At 55.2% G+C, this 17,217-nt stretch carries 15 protein-coding genes and 1 tRNA gene; 10 read left to right on the top strand and 6 right to left on the bottom strand.

Annotated elements, in window-relative coordinates; all coding sequences use genetic code 11:
- The first annotated feature begins 17 nt into the window (after positions 1 to 17).
- Together pyrF and rfaE1 are read left to right on the top strand one after the other, a co-directional pair.
- Positions 18 to 713, top strand: a complete 696-nt coding sequence (gene pyrF, locus AC0KVQ_RS10405) for an orotidine-5'-phosphate decarboxylase (protein ID WP_473421094.1) — start codon at positions 18 to 20, stop codon at positions 711 to 713.
- A 2-nt stretch (positions 714 to 715) separates the two neighbouring features.
- Complete coding sequence (gene rfaE1 / locus AC0KVQ_RS10400) at positions 716 to 1,654, top strand: D-glycero-beta-D-manno-heptose-7-phosphate kinase (protein WP_473421093.1); 939 nt, start codon at positions 716 to 718, stop codon at positions 1,652 to 1,654.
- A 91-nt stretch (positions 1,655 to 1,745) separates the two neighbouring features.
- On the opposite strand, the gene AC0KVQ_RS10395 is transcribed toward rfaE1, so the two are convergent.
- From AC0KVQ_RS10395 to AC0KVQ_RS10385, 3 genes are all read right to left on the bottom strand, one after another.
- Positions 1,746 to 3,536 carry a GGDEF domain-containing protein gene (locus AC0KVQ_RS10395; RefSeq protein ID WP_473421092.1) on the bottom strand — a complete coding sequence of 597 codons (1,791 nt, stop codon included), beginning with the start codon at positions 3,534 to 3,536 and terminating at the stop codon, positions 1,746 to 1,748.
- A gap of 145 nt (positions 3,537 to 3,681) precedes the next feature.
- The gene (locus tag AC0KVQ_RS10390) at positions 3,682 to 5,157 is read right to left on the bottom strand and encodes a methyl-accepting chemotaxis protein (RefSeq protein ID WP_473421091.1); all 1,476 of its coding nucleotides are present in this window, start codon (positions 5,155 to 5,157) and stop codon (positions 3,682 to 3,684) included.
- Between the two features lie 13 nt (positions 5,158 to 5,170).
- Positions 5,171 to 5,689: a PAS domain-containing protein gene (locus AC0KVQ_RS10385; protein WP_473421090.1), complete on the bottom strand. Its 519-nt coding sequence runs from the start codon at positions 5,687 to 5,689 to the stop codon at positions 5,171 to 5,173.
- A 313-nt stretch (positions 5,690 to 6,002) separates the two neighbouring features.
- On the opposite strand from AC0KVQ_RS10385, the gene AC0KVQ_RS10380 reads away from it, so the two are divergent.
- Together AC0KVQ_RS10380 and AC0KVQ_RS10375 are read left to right on the top strand one after the other, a co-directional pair.
- Positions 6,003 to 6,926, top strand: a complete 924-nt coding sequence (locus AC0KVQ_RS10380; protein ID WP_473421089.1) for a DMT family transporter — start codon at positions 6,003 to 6,005, stop codon at positions 6,924 to 6,926.
- A gap of 90 nt (positions 6,927 to 7,016) precedes the next feature.
- Positions 7,017 to 9,023 (top strand): fructose-bisphosphatase class III, encoded by a 2,007-nt coding sequence (locus AC0KVQ_RS10375; protein ID WP_473421088.1) that lies wholly within the window; start codon positions 7,017 to 7,019, stop codon positions 9,021 to 9,023.
- 128 nt (positions 9,024 to 9,151) lie between these two features.
- On the opposite strand, the gene AC0KVQ_RS10370 is transcribed toward AC0KVQ_RS10375, so the two are convergent.
- Positions 9,152 to 9,225: transfer RNA gene (locus AC0KVQ_RS10370), tRNA-Gly, on the bottom strand.
- Between the two features lie 110 nt (positions 9,226 to 9,335).
- Positions 9,336 to 10,070 (bottom strand): acetoacetyl-CoA reductase, encoded by a 735-nt coding sequence (gene phbB / locus AC0KVQ_RS10365; protein ID WP_473421087.1) that lies wholly within the window; start codon positions 10,068 to 10,070, stop codon positions 9,336 to 9,338.
- A gap of 237 nt (positions 10,071 to 10,307) precedes the next feature.
- Here phbB and AC0KVQ_RS10360 point away from each other — a divergent pair, with 237 nt between their 5' ends.
- From AC0KVQ_RS10360 to AC0KVQ_RS10340, 5 genes are all read left to right on the top strand, one after another.
- Entirely contained in the window at positions 10,308 to 11,963 is a 1,656-nt protein-coding gene (locus tag AC0KVQ_RS10360; protein ID WP_473421086.1) for a CTP synthase, read from the top strand.
- A gap of 78 nt (positions 11,964 to 12,041) precedes the next feature.
- Entirely contained in the window at positions 12,042 to 12,869 is an 828-nt protein-coding gene (gene kdsA / locus AC0KVQ_RS10355) for a 3-deoxy-8-phosphooctulonate synthase (protein WP_473421085.1), read from the top strand.
- 84 nt (positions 12,870 to 12,953) lie between these two features.
- Complete coding sequence (eno, locus tag AC0KVQ_RS10350; protein WP_473421084.1) at positions 12,954 to 14,249, top strand: phosphopyruvate hydratase; 1,296 nt, start codon at positions 12,954 to 12,956, stop codon at positions 14,247 to 14,249.
- A 95-nt stretch (positions 14,250 to 14,344) separates the two neighbouring features.
- On the top strand, positions 14,345 to 14,689 hold the full coding sequence (gene ftsB / locus AC0KVQ_RS10345) for a cell division protein FtsB (protein WP_473421083.1): 345 nt from the start codon (positions 14,345 to 14,347) through the stop codon (positions 14,687 to 14,689).
- Between the two features lie 92 nt (positions 14,690 to 14,781).
- Positions 14,782 to 16,242: an aminotransferase-like domain-containing protein gene (locus tag AC0KVQ_RS10340; protein WP_473421082.1), complete on the top strand. Its 1,461-nt coding sequence runs from the start codon at positions 14,782 to 14,784 to the stop codon at positions 16,240 to 16,242.
- A gap of 67 nt (positions 16,243 to 16,309) precedes the next feature.
- On the opposite strand, the gene AC0KVQ_RS10335 is transcribed toward AC0KVQ_RS10340, so the two are convergent.
- Entirely contained in the window at positions 16,310 to 16,603 is a 294-nt protein-coding gene (locus AC0KVQ_RS10335; RefSeq protein ID WP_473421081.1) for a DUF2917 domain-containing protein, read from the bottom strand.
- A 318-nt stretch (positions 16,604 to 16,921) separates the two neighbouring features.
- Between AC0KVQ_RS10335 and AC0KVQ_RS10330 the strand changes: the two genes are divergently transcribed.
- Positions 16,922 to 17,203, top strand: a complete 282-nt coding sequence (locus AC0KVQ_RS10330; RefSeq protein ID WP_473421080.1) for a hypothetical protein — start codon at positions 16,922 to 16,924, stop codon at positions 17,201 to 17,203.
- Positions 17,204 to 17,217: the final 14 nt, after the last annotated feature.

Below are 17,217 nucleotides of genomic sequence, written 5' to 3'. Positions count from 1 at the left end.
TTTTCTGGAGAGTACCCATGACCCATGATCCGCGCGTCATCGTCGCGCTTGATTACCCTAACGCCGAAGCCGCACTGGCTTTTGCTGACCGTGTTGATGCTTCGCTGTGCCGCCTCAAGGTTGGTAAGGAGCTGTTCACTAGCGCCGGCCCGCAACTGGTTGAAAAGCTGGTTGGTCGCGGTTTCGACGTGTTTCTCGATCTGAAATTCCACGATATCCCCAACACCGTGGCGCAAGCCTGTAAGGCTGCTGCGCAGCTTGGGGTGTGGATGGTCAATGTCCATACACTGGGCGGCCGGCGCATGATGGAAACGACGCGTGAAGCGCTGGATGCCTTGCCGCAACGCCCTTTGCTGATCGGCGTGACCGTGCTGACCAGCATGAACGAGGCAGATCTGGCAGAAATCGGCCTGCCGGCACCGGCGATTCAGGTTGAACGTCTGGCACTCCTTGCCAAGGCCAGCGGGCTTGATGGCGTGGTGTGTTCGGCACAGGAATCCGCTTTGCTCAAGGCTGCATGCGGAAAGGATTTCAAGCTGGTAACGCCCGGTATCAGGCCTGCTTCGGCCAGTCTTGATGACCAGAACCGCGTCATGACCCCGGAGGCAGCGATGGCAGCAGGGTCGGATTATCTGGTGATCGGACGTCCGATCACCCAGAGCACGGATCCGGTGGCGACGCTGCGCGCCATCAATGCTTCGATCGGGTGCTGACCATGCAGGCGGCGGAATTGCGTAACCGGCTGGCGGATGCACGTGTGCTCGTCGTCGGTGATGTCATGCTCGATCGTTACTGGTTTGGTGAGGTTGAACGCATTTCACCGGAAGCACCGGTACCGGTCACACGTGTCAATCGCACCGAAGACCGCGCAGGTGGAGCTGCCAATGTGGCGCGCAATATTGCCGCGCTGGGAGGTCGGGCCAAGCTGCTGGCCGTGATTGGCGATGATGAAGCCGGCCGCACGCTGGAGTCGCTGCTGCAAGCTGATGGCGTGGAAACGTCATTGCATCGCGATAGTGCAATCGATACCACGGTCAAGCTGCGGGTACTTGCGCGCCAGCAGCAATTGTTGCGTATCGATTTCGAGAAAGAACCTGGCAATGACGTGCTGGCGGCCAAGCTGGATGAATTCGCGGCTTCTCTGGCACAAACCGATGTGGTCATCCTGTCTGACTATGGCAAAGGTGCTTTGCGCCATGTCGCGCAAATGATCGCTGCCGCGCGCAAGCTCGGCAAGCCGGTTCTGGTCGACCCGAAAGGCGATGATTACGAGCGCTATCGGGGCGCGACCTTGCTGACACCGAACCGTAGTGAATTCCGTCAGGTTGCCGGACGCTGGGCCTGCGAAGAGGAGCTTGTCTGCAAGGCGCAGTCCTTGCGCCAATCCCTCGAACTTGCTGCCTTGATGGTCACGCGCAGTGAGGAGGGCATGACACTCTTCCGTGAGGAGGGCGTGGTGCATCAGCCCACGGTTGCGCGCGAGGTATTCGATGTCTCCGGGGCGGGTGATACCGTGATCGGTACGCTTGGGTTGATGCTGGCGGCCGGCATGGCACTGCCTGAAGCCATGGAGTGGTCGAATCGGGCTGCTGGCATCGTGGTGGGCAAACTGGGCACGGCAGTCGTGCATGCTGAGGAGCTGTTTGCTTCCTGATGCGTCGATCTTGAGATGATAATTTTAAAAAAGGGATTGCACATGAACATGGCAATCCCTTTTTCACTGATCCTGCGGTAAAACCGTGATTCTAATCCAGCAGGATTTCCACCCGGTTCTTGCCGGCTCGCTTGGCCTGATACATGGCAGCATCTGCGCGGGATATCGCGGATTCTCTCGCTTCGGCCTGGTTGACCAGCGTTACGCCGGCACTGAAGGTAATCAGTAACTTCTCGTTGTTGTGCAAGAAAAAACGTTTGGTCAGGTCCCGCTGCAGACGCTGCAGCACGCTGACTGCCTGCGAGATATCGGTATTGGGCAGCAAGAGCACGAATTCTTCCCCGCCATAACGCGCAACTGTATCGGTGGGGCGCAGCAGATCCTTGATAACCTGGGCAAGGTGTACCAATGCCTGATCGCCCGCGGAGTGTCCTTTCGAATCATTGAGCAGTTTGAAGTTATCGATATCAAGCAAAGCTAATGCGAAAGGCTGACTGCTGCGTTGCGTGCGTGCCAGTTCCGTATCGAAAGCTTCTTCCAGTCCTCGGCGGTTGAGGGCGCCAGTCAGCTGGTCGACGCGTACCTGCTCGCTGATGGCCCTGAGTTCGTTCTCGAGCTCCTGCATGCGTTTTTGGGAGGCTTCTGCCTGGCGACGTACTTCAATCAGTTCATCGCGCGAGCGGCGCACGTCCAGTTGCATCGAACGGGTGTCTTGCAGCAAATCGGCGAGGATATGGCTGATGCTGGGCAGATCGTTGGCTTTTTCGATCTTTCCGGCATAGCCGTGAATTTTGCTGTGATAATTGTCCGTGCTGTCGGAAAGACTGCCCAACCGATCGATAAAGGTTGCAATCATGTCCTTGAGCACATTTTGCGCTTCCTGCAGGCTGTGCTTAAGTTGTCCTTGTTTGAACAGTACTTCCTTCAGGCCGACTTCGGCGTCATAGATCAGCCGCATGTCCAGTGGCTGCGCCATGATCTGTTTGACGACTGCGATCTGCCCTTGCACCCACTCATCGTCGATGACCACTTCTGACATGTTGTCAGTGAGCATGCGCAGCAGGTTCATCAATCCATCACACAGGCGGTTTTCCTGATCGTTTTGCAGCTCAATGCGCAACCAGAACTTGCGCAGTTTGTTGATCAACAACTGCATTTGCGCTTCGTTTTCAGTGCGGCCAGTCTCCAGTGCAAGGGCTTCGGCCTCCTGTTGCAATTCGGGCTGGTGGCTCAATCTTGCAGCCACACCGATCTGCAGGGCCTGTACCAAGGCTTGGCGCCAGTCATGCCATGCAAACGAAGAGGTCACTGGAGGCGTGGTAGATGCAGACCCCTCGGTTTCCGTTGCATCAGTAATGCCTGCGGCAGCAATACCTTTGTCGCCGTTATCAGCACTGGTTTCACTCCAGGCCCTGACCAGTGCGGCCAGTTTCTCGTTTAACTGCGCGGTGTCCTGGCCAAAGTTGATCAGTACCTTTTCCAGCGTTTCCTTTTTGCGGTTGGGCGAATAGGCTGGGTTGCGCAGATCCCACTGGCGAATCAGCTCGCGGATCAGTTCAGACCAAGATCGGGACAGAACCATTTCCTGCCCTTGGCCTTTGATGCAGTCCAGCAAGGTCTTCGAAAATAATGGCCAGTCTTCGGTGCGGGCGCTGTTTTGCAGCAAAACCAGTTGCTGTTGCATTTCGGCGGATTGTCGCGGGAATGCAGCCAACATTTCCACTATCTGCCGCAATCCTGGATGCAGTCGTTCCGCTTCGGGTGTACGGGCGATCTCATGGTAGATCGCTTCGTAGTGATCCGGGGTCGGCGGTACGCGTCGCAGCATCAGTTGCTTGAGCGTTTCACGGGCGATTTCAGTTGTATTGGCGGGTTTGTTCATCTTGATGCGTGCGGAGGGCGGCTATAAGAGTGATTGTAATCCAGCCAGTTAGTTCAGTCGGTGGTCTTTATGCTGCTGATCAGGCAATAGGCCGCAAAAAGAAAAGCACACGGCTTGCCGTGTGCTTGGATGACTTATATCTGCATCAAGTCCGGTATTTTTCTTTCAGCATGTCATCGAGCAATGCCACAACCTCTTTGCTGGCATCTTCGGCAGATTCCATCTGCTGCAACAGATTTTTGCGAATGCTGGTGTCGCTTTGCCAGTCGGCGCGTGACAGGCTGATGGCTTGTTGCACATGGCCATGTACCTTGACATGCGCTTTTTCCAGTTTGCCAAAGGCAGTGGTCTTGCCGAATGCTTTCTTGCCATCTTCATCGTACCAGCGGCCCAACTGGCACTGGTGCGGATCGACCTGGCTGGTTCTGGATTCTTCGCAATCCGATGCCTTGTGAACCGCCGTGTAGGCATTCTGCATGAAGATCATGTGATCGACCTTGGCCAGTGAGCCAAAGGAGCGATCCTTGGTACGGGTAACCTTGTTGATGGTGTGCTCGGCGGCGTGGGAGATTTCGGCAAAACGCCCCTTGAATTCGGCCATTTGCCGGTTGACCTCGCTCACCACATGGTTGGCTGTGCCGGTCTCGGTCACCATGCCTTCAACGCGCTGGACAAAGCGCTCAACGATTTGCCCGATCTCGATGGTGGAATTCTTGGTGCGCTCGGCCAGTTTGCGTACTTCATCGGCCACCACGGCAAAACCCCGTCCGGATTCTCCCGCGCGTGCGGCTTCGATGGCGGCATTCAGTGCCAGCAAATTGGTTTGGTCGGCAATCTCGGAAATGAGGTGAACCGCAGAGTTGATATCTGCACTTTCTTGTCCCAGCGCCTGCGCAGCGTTGGCCATTTCCTGCACGCGCGTAGTCATGCCAGAGAGCGCGCTGCTGATCTGGCTGACGGAATCGACACTGTTGACTGCGATTTCCTGATTGGAACGTGCGATGTCTTCGACTTCATCCATTTCGTGGCTGGTACTGAGCAAATCCTGCTGGTTGACCTTGAGATTGCGCAGGATATTGCCTGTGTTCATCGCATGCAATTGGCTGGCCAGTGCATTCTTGCTGATCCATTGCTGGTTTTCTTCCATGGCCTTGATGGCCAGATTGATCCGTTCCAGCGAATGCGCGAACTCGCCCGGCAGGCTGTCCGGAATGGCCTTGCGGTAGAACGTACCTTCCGAAACCAGCTGGAAACAGGTATTCACTTCCTTGAAATAGGTTTCGATGATGTCGAGCAACTCGTTGAGTTCCCAGGCAACCTTGCCGATTTCGCCCAGCCCAGCCGTGTTGGTAATGCGCAGATGCAACTGTCCTTTTCTGGAATCGGCCAGCAACAGTTCCATCTTTTCCAGGAAATCCATCGGGCGTTTGAAACGAATCCAGGCAAAACAGGCAAATATGGCCGAGGCGAACGGAAATAGCAGCGTCAACCATTGAAAGCCATGCTGCAATGAGACCCACACCACCAAAGCCACATTGAGCAGGGTAAAGGCAATGCACACAAACAGGATCTGGTGACGATAAAACGGGATGCCCTTGCTGATGCCGGAATTTTTTTTCATGTGCAATGTTCGCTCAGAGTTCAAGGATGAAGCGTTCGTATGTGGTGCCCATGCTGCTGAGCTTGTTTAGCAGGAACGCAATCGAGGCATCGGGGGCTGCTGCAGGCCCGGCATTTTTTTCCACGGCCAGCATCTCGCGGTAGATGGGTTCGATCACATTGACCGCTTCCTGCCTTGGCTTGCGCCGGAACGAAAAATACCCTACCACCCTGCCACTGGCATCGCGATCAGGCGTGATATTGGCGAACACCCAGTAGAAATGCCCATCCGCAGTCATGTTCTTTACATATCCAAAAAATTCACGCTCGGCTTTCAGAGTGTCCCACAGCAGCTTGAATGCTCCGCGCGGCATTTCCGGGTGGCGAATGATGTTGTGCTGGACATCCAGCAGCTGCTTTTCCGAATAGTTGGCAATGCGCATGAACAGCCGGTTGGCGTAAGTAATACGCCCCTTGAGATCGGTCTTGGAGACAATCACATCCGAATCGCCGAGGGTGATTTCATGTTGAGTGGGAATGATCCTGGGCTTCATGGTGCGCACTTTCCTTTCGGATGGAGGGGCTGCGATGAGGGTGTGAGCCTTGTGTTCGGGCACATTAACGTAAAATGATAACGATTTTTGTCTGCGCGACGGATGCGATACATTGCCTGATCTGCGGGGTGTCGTAATTGATCGTGTTCAATTTCTTGCGGCTGTTCATGGAAAAATTACAAGTACGCTTGCTGCTGCATGACCTTGAGCTGCTTGGTAACAGCTGAATGCACGGGAGAGTATGCGATGGCCAGCAAGCAGGAAAAAGTCCAAAATCAGCGTAATGCAAATAAAGACAAATCGGGGTTTAGCAATGCGACAGCATGAACTGACAGACACCCGCAAGGGGTACGTGGAATGGATACTGTTTGCCGTGGCTGTGGTGTGGGGTGCCAACCCCCCCGTGGTCAAGGTCGGGCTGCAATATCTCTCGCCCATGCCTTACAACTTTGCCCGCATGGTGGTGGCGACGATCGTGGCCATGCTAGCGTTGTGGCTGTCTGGAACTTACCGGAAATTCGAGCAAGAGGATCTGCGCAAGGTGCTACAAGTAAGTGCTTTCGGCTTTCTGGTGTTCCAGGTCTGTTTTGCCGAAGGCGTGCTGCGTACCACCGCTGGCAATGCCTCGTTTCTGCTTTGTTTGCTGCCGGTAAGTGTGGTGCTGATCAACAAGTTTTTCGGCCTGGAAGCGCTGACGCGGCCGGCCATGGTCGGGATTGGTTTATCAATGGCCGGGGTGGCATTCATCGTGCTCGGATCCGGCAAGGAAATCAGTCTGGCCAGCACCCATCTCGTCGGCACCGGCTTGATGCTGCTAGCGCAATTCGGCTACGCCTATTACACGGTATTCTCGCGGCCCTTGCTGCAAAAGTATTCCACTTACCAGATCACCGCAGCGCTGATGCTGATGACTACGCTGTTGATGTTTCCATTTTCTGCTGGCAGCGTGCTGACGATCAACTGGGCAGGATTACCACTCAATGCCTGGGGCAGTGTGGTGTTTTCCAGCGTACTGGCGCTGTGTCTGGGCAATTTTCTGTGGATCTGGGGCGCTGGTATCATCGGCAGCACGCGTGCTTCGGTTTTCAATAATCTTTCCCCGGTTTTTGCCGTGATTTTTGGTTACCTGCTGTTGAATGAATCGTTTGGCCCGCTGCAGTTTGCCGGGGCCATAGCCGTGTTTGCCGGCGTATGGATTACCCGCCATCGCAAGTTGCCATTTCCCCAGCGAATATGAGGCTGTCGACAGTACCGTTTTACCGTACCCAGGTTTTACACTATCGCATTACGCAAGCAGGCCAGGATGACTGGCGCATGGAGATCACGGATGAGCCGAGTTCCGCAAAAAAATTACAGCACCAATCCACCTGTCGATTTATCGCTGAAGTATTTGCAACTGCTATCCGAGAAATACCCGTCGATCCAGGCTGCATCGACCGCCATCATCAACCTGACCGCGCAGCAGCAGCTTCCCAAAGGCACGGAACATTTCCTGTCGGATGTGCATGGCGAGCACGAGGCATTCGAGCATGTGGTGCGTAACGGAGCTGGATCGATCTGGCGCAAGATCGAGGAAATGTTCGCCAATTCCATGACCAAGCGTGAGCGTCGGGATCTGGCAGCGTTGATCTATTACCCCGAATTGAAGGGGCCTCTGATGCTCAAATCCGTGCCGGATGTGGAAGAGTGGAGCCGCCTGACACTGATCCGTCTGGTGAGATTGTGCCGGCATCTCACTGCCAAATACCGGCGCGAGGCCGTGCGCAATTTCCTGCCCAAGCATGTGGCTGAAACGATCGAGGAATTGTTGTATGACCAGGAAGGCGTGGAATTCAAGGCCGCCTATTATCAGTGCCAGATCGATACCATCATTGCCACCGGCAGCACGCAGATGTTCATTACCACGCTGGCAGAACTGATCCAGCGTCTGGCGGTAAGACGGTTGCACGTGATCGGCGATATCTACGATCGCGGACCAGGAGCACATATCATTCTGGATTTGCTGATGAAGCATCATCAGGTCGATATCCAGTGGGGCAATCACGATATTTTGTGGATGGGTGCTGCTGCCGGCAACGAAGCGAGCATGGCCAACGTCATTCGCATCAGCCTGCGTTACGGCAATATGGAATCGCTGGAAAACGGCTATGGCATCAGCCTGATGCCGCTGGCCTCCTTCGTGCTGGATGCCTATCAGGATGATCCATGTGAATTGTTTCAGCCCAAGCTGCCCAAGGACCACACTTTTTCCAATCAGGAAATCCAGCTTATGGCCAAGATGCAGAAGGCCATGGCGATCATCCAGTTCAAGCTGGAAAGCCAGATCATCAGGCGTCGTCCGCATTACCAGATGGATGATCGGCGCCTGCTGACCCAAATCGACTATGCGCGCGGCATCATCAATCTGGATGGCCAGGAGTATCCGCTGCTGGACAAACACTTCCCGACCATCGACCCGGCTGATCCGGAAGCCCTGACACCGGAAGAGCGTATCGTGGTCGACAAGCTCAAGCAGGCGTTTGTGGAAAGCCGCAAGCTGCAGCAGCATGTACGCTTCCTGTTTGCCAAGGGCAGCCTCTATCTGGCCCACAATGGCAACTTGCTCTATCACGGCTGCATTTCCATGCGCGAAGATGGTGAATTCCGCTGCTTTGATGTGGATGGCCAATCGTTTGCCGGCAAGGCATTTCTGGATCGGGTCGACCGGCTGGCGCGCCAAGGCTATTTCGATATTGGCAATCCGGAACAGAAACTCTACGGCATGGATACGCTGTGGTTCCTGTGGTGTGCACCACAGTCGCCCCTGTTCGGCAAGGAAAAGATGGCCACCTTCGAGCGTTATTTCCTGGCAGACAAATCCACGCACGTGGAAAAGCGCAATGCCTACTATGCCTTGCGCGATCAGGAAGAAACTGCCCGCAAGATCCTGCTGGAATTTGGCCTGAATCCGGATACTGGATTCATTATCAATGGTCACGTACCGGTCAAAGTCAGCAAGGGTGAACGGCCAATCAAGGCTAACGGTAGGCTGATCGTGATTGATGGAGGTTTCTCGCGCGCTTACCAGAAAGACACCGGTATTGCCGGCTATACCCTGATTTCGAACTCGCGCGAGTTGTTGCTGGCGGCGCACCAGCCGTTCGAATCAAGACAAAAAGCGGTTTCCGAGGCCGTGGATATCGATACGGAAACCGAGGTGATCTACACCTATCCCGAACGTCTGTTGATTGGCGATACCGACAGAGGGCGCGAATTTCAGCAGCAGATCGATGAGCTGCATGCCTTGCTGCATGCCTATCGCGAAGGTCTGATCAAGGAACATAGCCTGGCTTGAGTGCCACTTCCGCAAATACTGAACCGCTACTGATGAGATCGAATTCGAAAGCACTCGTCGCAATCGATGAGGTCATCGAAAACAGAAAGGCCAGCTCATTTGAGCTGGCCTTTCTGATGCTAACAATCTGGAGCGGGCGATGGGAATCGAACCCACGGCACAAGCTTGGGAAGCTTGGGTATTACCATTATACGACGCCCGCGAAGCGCCGCTATTCTATGCGGTTTGTCGGGGTGGATGCAAATCCATGTTGCGTTGACCAGGTTGATTCATGAGTGATCAAGCCTGGTCCGCAAAATTCAGCAGGCCCGACTAGAACATGTGCAGGCCACCGTTGATGGAAATATTCGAGCCCGTGATGAATGAGCCGGATTCGCTGGCCAGATAGGCGACCATGTCGGCGATTTCTTCCGGCTTGCCCAAACGACCCACAGGAATGGTCGAAATGATCTGGTTGCGTACTTCTTCCTTGATGGTCATGACCATTTCGGTGCCGATGTAGCCGGGGCTGATGGTGTTGACGGTAACGCCCTTGCGCGCCACCTCCTGTGCCAAGGCCTTGGTAAAGCCGTGCATGCCGGCTTTGGCCGCAGAGTAGTTAGTCTGGCCGAATTGTCCTTTCTGGCCATTCACGGATGACATGTTGATGATGCGGCCCCAGCCGCGTTCGGTCATGCCTTCGCAGAATTGCTTGGAAACGTTGTAGACGGAATCGAGATTGGTGCCCAACACAGCATCCCAGTCGACCTTGGCCAGTTTTTTGAACACGGCATCGCGCGTGATGCCGGCGTTGTTGACCAGAACGTCAACCGGCCCAACCTCGGCCGTGATCTGCTCGGCCATGCGCGCGCATTGGTCAAAATCCGTGACATCGCACACGTAGACCTTGAAGTCATAGCCTTGGGTTTTCATATCTGCCACCCAGGCATTTGCACGTTCCGCCTGGATATCGCAAGTAACGACAGTGTGACCCGTATCGGCGAGTTTCTTGCAGATGGCGGTACCGATGCCGCCGATGCCGCCAGTGACCAGTGCAACACGTTTCATGAAAGACTCCTTGCGTGAAGTTGGGATGTGCCAGCTTGTGCCGGACAGGATGGGAACCTTACTCATGATAGACAGACGGTTTTGTTTTTCCAGAAAAATGTTGCCGTGCAATATCGGGAATATTGTGCCTGCCGCAGGTCGGAATTCAGCGATAAGCAGAAGCATCAGGGTTTGTCCAGAATTGAGAGGGAGTACTGCTTCAGATAGAATGCGCGATTCAAATTCCCTCCTATAGCCATGACCAAGTTTATTTTTGTTACCGGTGGTGTGGTCTCCTCGCTGGGCAAGGGCATTGCTGCCGCTTCCGTTGCTGCCATCCTTGAATCGCGTGGCCTGAAGGTCACAATGATGAAGCTGGATCCATATATCAATGTGGATCCGGGTACCATGAGTCCTTTCCAGCACGGTGAAGTCTTCGTGACCGAAGATGGCGCCGAGACCGATCTGGACTTGGGCCACTATGAGCGTTTCATCTCGTCCAAGATGAGCAAGCGCAACAATTTCACCACTGGCCAGATTTACGAATCGGTGATCCGCAAGGAACGTCGTGGCGATTACCTGGGCAAGACTGTGCAGGTGATCCCGCATATTACCGACGAGATCAAACTCTTCATCAAGCAAGGTGCCGGCGCGGCTGATGTGGCCGTGATCGAGGTTGGCGGTACGGTTGGCGATATCGAATCACTGCCGTTCCTGGAAGCGATCCGCCAGATGGGCGTTACGCTGGGGCGTGACAATACCTGTTTCGTGCATCTTTCTTATGTGCCCTATATCGCGGCAGCAGGCGAGATCAAGACCAAGCCAACCCAGCACAGCGTCAAGGAATTGCGCGAAATCGGCATTCAGCCGGATGTACTGATCTGCCGTGCCGATCGTCCGGTTCCCGAGGAAGAAAAGCGCAAGATCGCGCTCTTTACCAATGTGCAGGAGCGCGCAGTTATTTCCTGTCCGGATATGCCGTCGATCTACCAGATCCCGCGCGTGCTGTGCGAGCAGAGTATCGATGACATCATCTGCAAGCAGTTGCAGCTTGATCATCAGCCGCCGGCCAATCTGTCGATGTGGGACAAGATCGTTGATGCCATCAACAATCCAACCCAGACCGTGCGCATCGCCATGGTTGGCAAGTATGTCGACCTGACCGAATCGTACAAATCGCTGATCGAAGCGCTCAAGCACGCCGGCATCCATACCGGTAGCGAAGTGAAGATCACCTTCGTCGATTCCGAAAACCTGGAAACCGAAGGCATTGACTGCCTGAAGGATATGGATGCCATTCTGGTGCCGGGCGGCTTTGGCAAGCGCGGCGTGGAAGGCAAGATCAAGGCAGTGCGTTTTGCACGCGAAAACAATATTCCTTACCTGGGCATCTGTCTGGGTATGCAGATTGCGCTGATCGAATATGCGCGCGATATGGCCGGTATGCAGGGCGCCAACTCGACGGAATTTGATCTGGAAACCGAATATCCGGTTGTGGCGTTGATCTCGGAATGGGTCAACCACGATGGCAAGATCGAAAAACGCGATGAAAACTCCAATATGGGTGGCACCATGCGCCTGGGGGCGCAGGAATGCCGCTTGGTGACAGATTCCCTTGCATCCAGGGTTTATGGCGCCGAGGTGATTACCGAACGCCATCGTCATCGTTATGAAGTAAACAACCATTATCTTGCCCGTCTGGAAGGCGCCGGACTCAAGATCAGCGGCAAATCGGCTGGTGCTGAACAACTGGTGGAAACGGTCGAGCTGCCGAATCATCGCTGGTTCTTCGCTTGCCAGTTCCATCCGGAATTCACGTCCACACCGCGTGATGGTCATCCGCTGTTCAAGGCCTATATCGAAGCGGCGATTGCGTATGCCAAGGAAAATGGCCGCGAAGGTCTTTCCTGCTGAAAACCTAGTGAGGCGTCAGGTATGAGGAGTTAGATCTTGCTCCTCACGCTTCACGCCTCATGCCTCACGGAGCCATCCATGAAACTTTGCGGATTTGATGTCGGTCTCGATAAGCCATTTTTCCTGATCGCCGGTCCTTGCGTGATCGAAAGCGAGCAGATGTGTCTCGATATCGCCGGCGAAATGAAGGAAATCACCACCGCGCTGAATATCCCGTATATCTTCAAGGCCAGTTTTGACAAGGCCAACCGCAGCTCTGGCAAGTCTTTCCGTGGCCCCGGCATGGATGCCGGGCTGGAAATTCTGGCCAAGGTGCGGCGCGAGATCGGTGTGCCGGTATTGACCGACGTGCATACCGAAGAAGAAATCCCGGCAGTGGCTGCCGTGGTAGATGTGTTACAGACACCTGCTTTCCTGTGTCGCCAGACCGACTTCATTCATGCCGTTGCCGCGTCCGGCAAGCCGGTGAATATCAAGAAAGGCCAGTTCATGGCGCCTGGCGACATGAAGAATGTCGTGGATAAGGCGCGTGAAGCCAGTGGCGGAGCTGACAATATCCTGGTATGCGAACGTGGCGCATCTTTCGGTTATAACAATCTGGTCAGCGACATGCGCAGCCTGGCGATCATGCGCGAAACTGGCTGTCCGGTGGTATTCGATGCCACGCACTCGGTGCAATTGCCGGGTGGACAGGGAACCTCCTCCGGCGGTCAGCGCGAGTTCGTGCCGGTGCTGGCGCGCGCGGCCGTGGCGGTTGGCATTTCCGGTCTGTTCATGGAGACGCATCCTGATCCAGCCAAGGCGCTCTCTGATGGGCCCAATGCCTGGCCATTGCCCAGGATGCGTGAGTTGCTCAGCGTGCTGAAGATGCTCGATGATGTGACCAAATTACATTGCATTGATTGAAAACACAGTTTTTCCTGAAAACCTGTGTTATTTTCTTACGGTTTTTTTGTGTAGCCTGGCTTGTTTCTACTTGAGGATGTGCAAATGAGTGCAATCGTTGAAGTAATCGCCCGCGAGATTCTGGATTCCCGCGGCAACCCGACTGTTGAAGCAGATGTTCTGCTGGAATCTGGCGTGATGGGCCGTGCCGCTGTGCCGTCCGGCGCTTCCACCGGTGAGCGTGAAGCCCTGGAACTGCGCGATGGCGACAAGTCCCGCTATCTGGGCAAGGGTGTTCTGAAGGCTGTTGAAAACATCAACACCGAAATCTGCGAAGCCATCATCGGCCTCGATGCTGCCGATCAGGCGTTCATCGACAAGACCATGATCGATCTGGATGGCACGGAAGACAAGGGCCGCCTGGGCGCCAACGCCATTCTGGCCGTTTCCATGGCCGTGGCCAAGGCTGCCGCTGAAGAAGCCGGTCTGCCGCTGTATCGCTACGTAGGTGGTTCCGGCCCGATGGCTCTGCCGGTGCCGATGATGAACGTGATCAACGGTGGCGAGCACGCCAACAACAGCCTGGACTTCCAGGAACTGATGATCATCCCGGTTGGCGCTCCGACCTTCCGCGAAGCCCTGCGCATGGGCGCTGAAGTGTTCCACAACCTGAAGAAGGTGCTGCATGACAAGCACATGCCGACCACCGTGGGTGACGAAGGTGGTTTCGCCCCGAACGTGGCCAACGCTGAAGAAGCGCTGGAAATGATCGCTGCAGCGGTTGCCAAGGCTGGCTACAAGTTTGGCGAAGACATCTGCATCGGTCTGGATTGCGCTGCTTCCGAATTCTTCGAGAAAGACACCGGTCTGTACTTCTACAAGAAGGGCGATGGCCGCAAGCTGACTTCCGAGCAGCAAGTTGACTACTTGGAAAGCCTCGTGAACGGCTACCCGATCATCTCGATCGAAGACGGTATGGGCGAGCGCGACTGGAACGGCTGGAAGATCCTGACCGACCGTCTGGGCGACAAGGTACAGCTGGTGGGTGACGACCTGTTCGTGACCAACGCCAAGATCCTGGCCGAAGGCATCGAAAAGGGTATCTGCAACTCGATCCTGATCAAGGTTAACCAGATCGGTTCGCTGTCCGAAACCCTGAAGGCTGTTGATCTGGCCAAGCGCAACCGCTACACCTCCGTGATGAGCCATCGTTCCGGTGAAACCGAAGATAGCACCATTGCCGATCTGGCCGTGGCTACCAACTGCATGCAGATCAAGACCGGTTCGCTGAGCCGTTCCGACCGCATGGCCAAGTACAACCAGCTGCTGCGCATCGAAGAAGAACTCGGTGATGCTGCCTACTACCCGGGCAAGGCTGCGTTCTACCAGATCAAGCGCTAAAACTGTTTGTGCGGGCGCTAGACGCCCGCCGAATGGTGTAACATCCCGAACCGGAGCCTGGGCTCCGGTTTTCTTTTATAGGGCCGACTTGAAACGTGCGTTTGCTTGCCATATTTTTTGCTGTCGTGATTGCAGCTTTGCAATGGCCACTCTGGGTAGGTAAGGGCGGGTGGCTGCGGGTATGGCAACTGGATCAGCAAGTCAGTGAGCATATGGCCCACAACGGCCAGCTCAAGGAACGCAATACCGCGCTGGAGGCGGAAGTCAGCGATCTGAAAACCGGTTCGGATGCGATTGAAGAGCGTGCACGCAGCGAATTGGGCATGCTCAAACAGGACGAAGTGTTTTTCCAGATTCTGGATAAACACAAGCCCGCAACCATTCCGCCACTTAACGCCAGTCGCACGGATGGCTCTGCAGCCTCCGCCATTGCGCCATAAACCAGTACACTTTTCTATTTTTAATTGCTGAAGTGTATCTGTTATCCCCGGGCTGACTCTGCTATCTTCAAGCCTATATGATGGATGGCACCATGAACGATCTCACCAATCTTACCTCCCAGACCCCGCGTCGCACCGGCACGCTTTATTACAAGATGGCGGAAGAGCTGGCCCAGGCAATCACCTCGGGTGTGCTCAAAGCCGGCGAAAAGCTGCCGTCCATCCGCAAGCTGTCTTCGCAGCGGCAAGTCAGCCTGACAACGGTGATGGAAGCCTATCGGGAGCTGGAAGATCGCGGCTATATCGAAGCGCGCCCACAATCCGGCTTTTATGTTCGGGCGCAGCGTGGCTTTGCCGTGCCTGAGATTACCCAGCCGCCGCAGAAACCTTCTGAAGTCATCATCGATCCGCTGTTGCAGCCGGCAGAATTGGCGCGTCTGCATGATATCCGGGTGGATTTTGGCCTGGCGATCCTTTCGCCCAAGCTCTACCCCAATCAGCAATTGCAGCGGCTTCTGGCCCAGGTGACACGACAGGAGCCAGAGCTTTTGTCCGACTACGGCAGGCCGTGCGGCGATCTGGAACTGAGAAGACAGATTGCCCGGCGTTCGCTGATCTGGGGTGGCCAGATCGATGCCGATGAAATCCTGATCACGCACGGCGGGCTGGAAGCGATCAACCTTTGCCTGCGTGCGGTGACGCAGCCGGGTGATGTGGTGGCGATTGAATCCCCGGCGTATTTCGGGCTGTTGCAGATACTGGAAAGTTTCCGGCTCAAGGCGCTGGAAATCCCGACGCATCCGCAGACCGGTATATCGATCGAGGCGTTGGAATTGGCTACGCGCAATAATGCGGTCAAGGCTTGCGTACTGCTGCCCAATTTCTCCAATCCGCTTGGCAGCCTGATGCCGGATGAAAACAAGAAGCGTCTGGTAGAGATTCTTTCCGAGCGCAAGATTCCGTTGATCGAGGACGATATCTACGGGGAGTTCTGTTATCACGGCGATCGGCCGCGACCCGCCAAGGCGTTTGATCGCGACGGCAGCGTGATGCATATCGGTTCGTTCACCAAAGTGGTGGCGCCAAGCTTCAGAGTGGGCTGGGTGGCGGCCGGTCGTTTCCAGCGCGAGCTGGAAGAACTCAAGTTCATCAACACCTACTCGACCTCGATGCCGCTGCAGCGCACGATTGCACGTTTCCTGGAAAGCGGCGGTTACGAGCACCATCTGCGCCGCCTGCGCAAGGCCTGTGCCGAGCAGGTAACCAGCGCCGTGGCGGCCATTCAGCGTTTCTTCCCGGCAGACAGCCGTTTGCATGTGCCGCAAGGCGGCTATGTGCTCTGGCTGGAGTTGAACCCGGCGGTGAATACCTTGTTGTTGTTGCAACGCGCGTTATCTGAGGGGATCAGTTTTACGCCGGGGCCGCTGTTTTCACCCAGCCACAGTTATCGCAACTGTCTGCGCATCTGTTGCGTCGAGCCGTGGACCATGCGGCACGAGCGTGCCATCCAGCGCTTGGGTACGCTGGCAGCGGACATGATTCACGGCGTTTGACCGGATTTTTGATCCAAAAAAGCCATTCATCGCAGAGCGTGAATGGCTTTTTCCATGCTTTTTTCAATCAGACAGTTGCATGCGGTGTGACATGCCCGTGCAGCAATTTTTCCAGCGACTGGTGCAGTTTTTGGCGCCAGCCCGGTTGCGTGCTGCTACTTTCGGTATGGAAGAAGCAGTCTTTGCTCAGCGATTCGATAACGATTGAATCACCCTGCATCTGATACTGTTCACCGTCTTGCAGGATGATGTCGTCCCCGCAATCCGTCAGCCACAACTTGCCCGTATCGCAGACTACACGCTCGCCTTGCTGGGCCGTGTACTGAATCGTTTGCCGGGCATGAAGACAGGTGGTGTCCATGATATGCACTCCTTTGATTGGCGATGGATTTTGTATGGCTATCATTTTCCCCGGCAATCGGCAGGCGATGCAGATGCACACTGTTATCTTGTCGAGAGAAACAGGCGCATAAAACGATCAACTGTATATCCTGGAAACGGTCTCAACTGTTATCTGCACCAGAATGAATCACTATATTCACGCATATGGTGCAGCGTGTCCGGATGAACACGGTGTGGCGGCCCCGTTTCAGGCGTAAATCCGCTTTCATGTTGTCGCTATGTCTGGCATGGTGTTTGCAAGACAGACGTCATAATCCATAACAAAAATGACGCGCCCATGAACGAAGATATCGAATTGTTACGCCTGCTGGCCCGCCTGAAACTTCAGGTTCGCCGCGAACTGGATCAATCCGTTGATCTGGATCGGCTCAGGAACGATCCACAGTACGCCCGTAACCGGCTGACCGAGATCGAGGATGAAACCTCGAATGAGGATCTGCTCGTTCTGGTTCTGCGCCTGCGCGAAATGCTCCTGCCGCATCAGTCCGTACACGCCAAGGCGGAAAACGAAGCTCGCCCGGAGAAATCGCAACGCTACCTGTTCGGCGCGCGTTCCTGATGTTGCTTTGTGCT

It is taken from the genome of Formivibrio sp. oc-25, from assembly GCF_055810895.1.
This window is presented reverse-complemented; position numbering and strand designations above follow the sequence as displayed.

Coding starts and splice junctions, on each gene's coding strand:
- AC0KVQ_RS10360 (WP_473421086.1), top strand. CDS start 10,308: ATGACCAAGTTTATTTTTGTTACCGGTGGTGTGGTCTCCTCGCTGGGC.
- pyrF (WP_473421094.1), top strand. CDS start 18: ATGACCCATGATCCGCGCGTCATCGTCGCGCTTGATTACCCTAACGCC.
- AC0KVQ_RS10340 (WP_473421082.1), top strand. CDS start 14,782: ATGAACGATCTCACCAATCTTACCTCCCAGACCCCGCGTCGCACCGGC.
- AC0KVQ_RS10385 (WP_473421090.1), bottom strand. CDS start 5,689: ATGAAGCCCAGGATCATTCCCACTCAACATGAAATCACCCTCGGCGAT.
- AC0KVQ_RS10330 (WP_473421080.1), top strand. CDS start 16,922: ATGAACGAAGATATCGAATTGTTACGCCTGCTGGCCCGCCTGAAACTT.
- AC0KVQ_RS10390 (WP_473421091.1), bottom strand. CDS start 5,157: ATGAAAAAAAATTCCGGCATCAGCAAGGGCATCCCGTTTTATCGTCAC.
- AC0KVQ_RS10395 (WP_473421092.1), bottom strand. CDS start 3,536: ATGAACAAACCCGCCAATACAACTGAAATCGCCCGTGAAACGCTCAAG.
- phbB (WP_473421087.1), bottom strand. CDS start 10,070: ATGAAACGTGTTGCACTGGTCACTGGCGGCATCGGCGGCATCGGTACC.
- eno (WP_473421084.1), top strand. CDS start 12,954: ATGAGTGCAATCGTTGAAGTAATCGCCCGCGAGATTCTGGATTCCCGC.
- AC0KVQ_RS10375 (WP_473421088.1), top strand. CDS start 7,017: ATGAGCCGAGTTCCGCAAAAAAATTACAGCACCAATCCACCTGTCGAT.
- AC0KVQ_RS10380 (WP_473421089.1), top strand. CDS start 6,003: ATGCGACAGCATGAACTGACAGACACCCGCAAGGGGTACGTGGAATGG.
- AC0KVQ_RS10335 (WP_473421081.1), bottom strand. CDS start 16,603: ATGGACACCACCTGTCTTCATGCCCGGCAAACGATTCAGTACACGGCC.
- kdsA (WP_473421085.1), top strand. CDS start 12,042: ATGAAACTTTGCGGATTTGATGTCGGTCTCGATAAGCCATTTTTCCTG.
- rfaE1 (WP_473421093.1), top strand. CDS start 716: ATGCAGGCGGCGGAATTGCGTAACCGGCTGGCGGATGCACGTGTGCTC.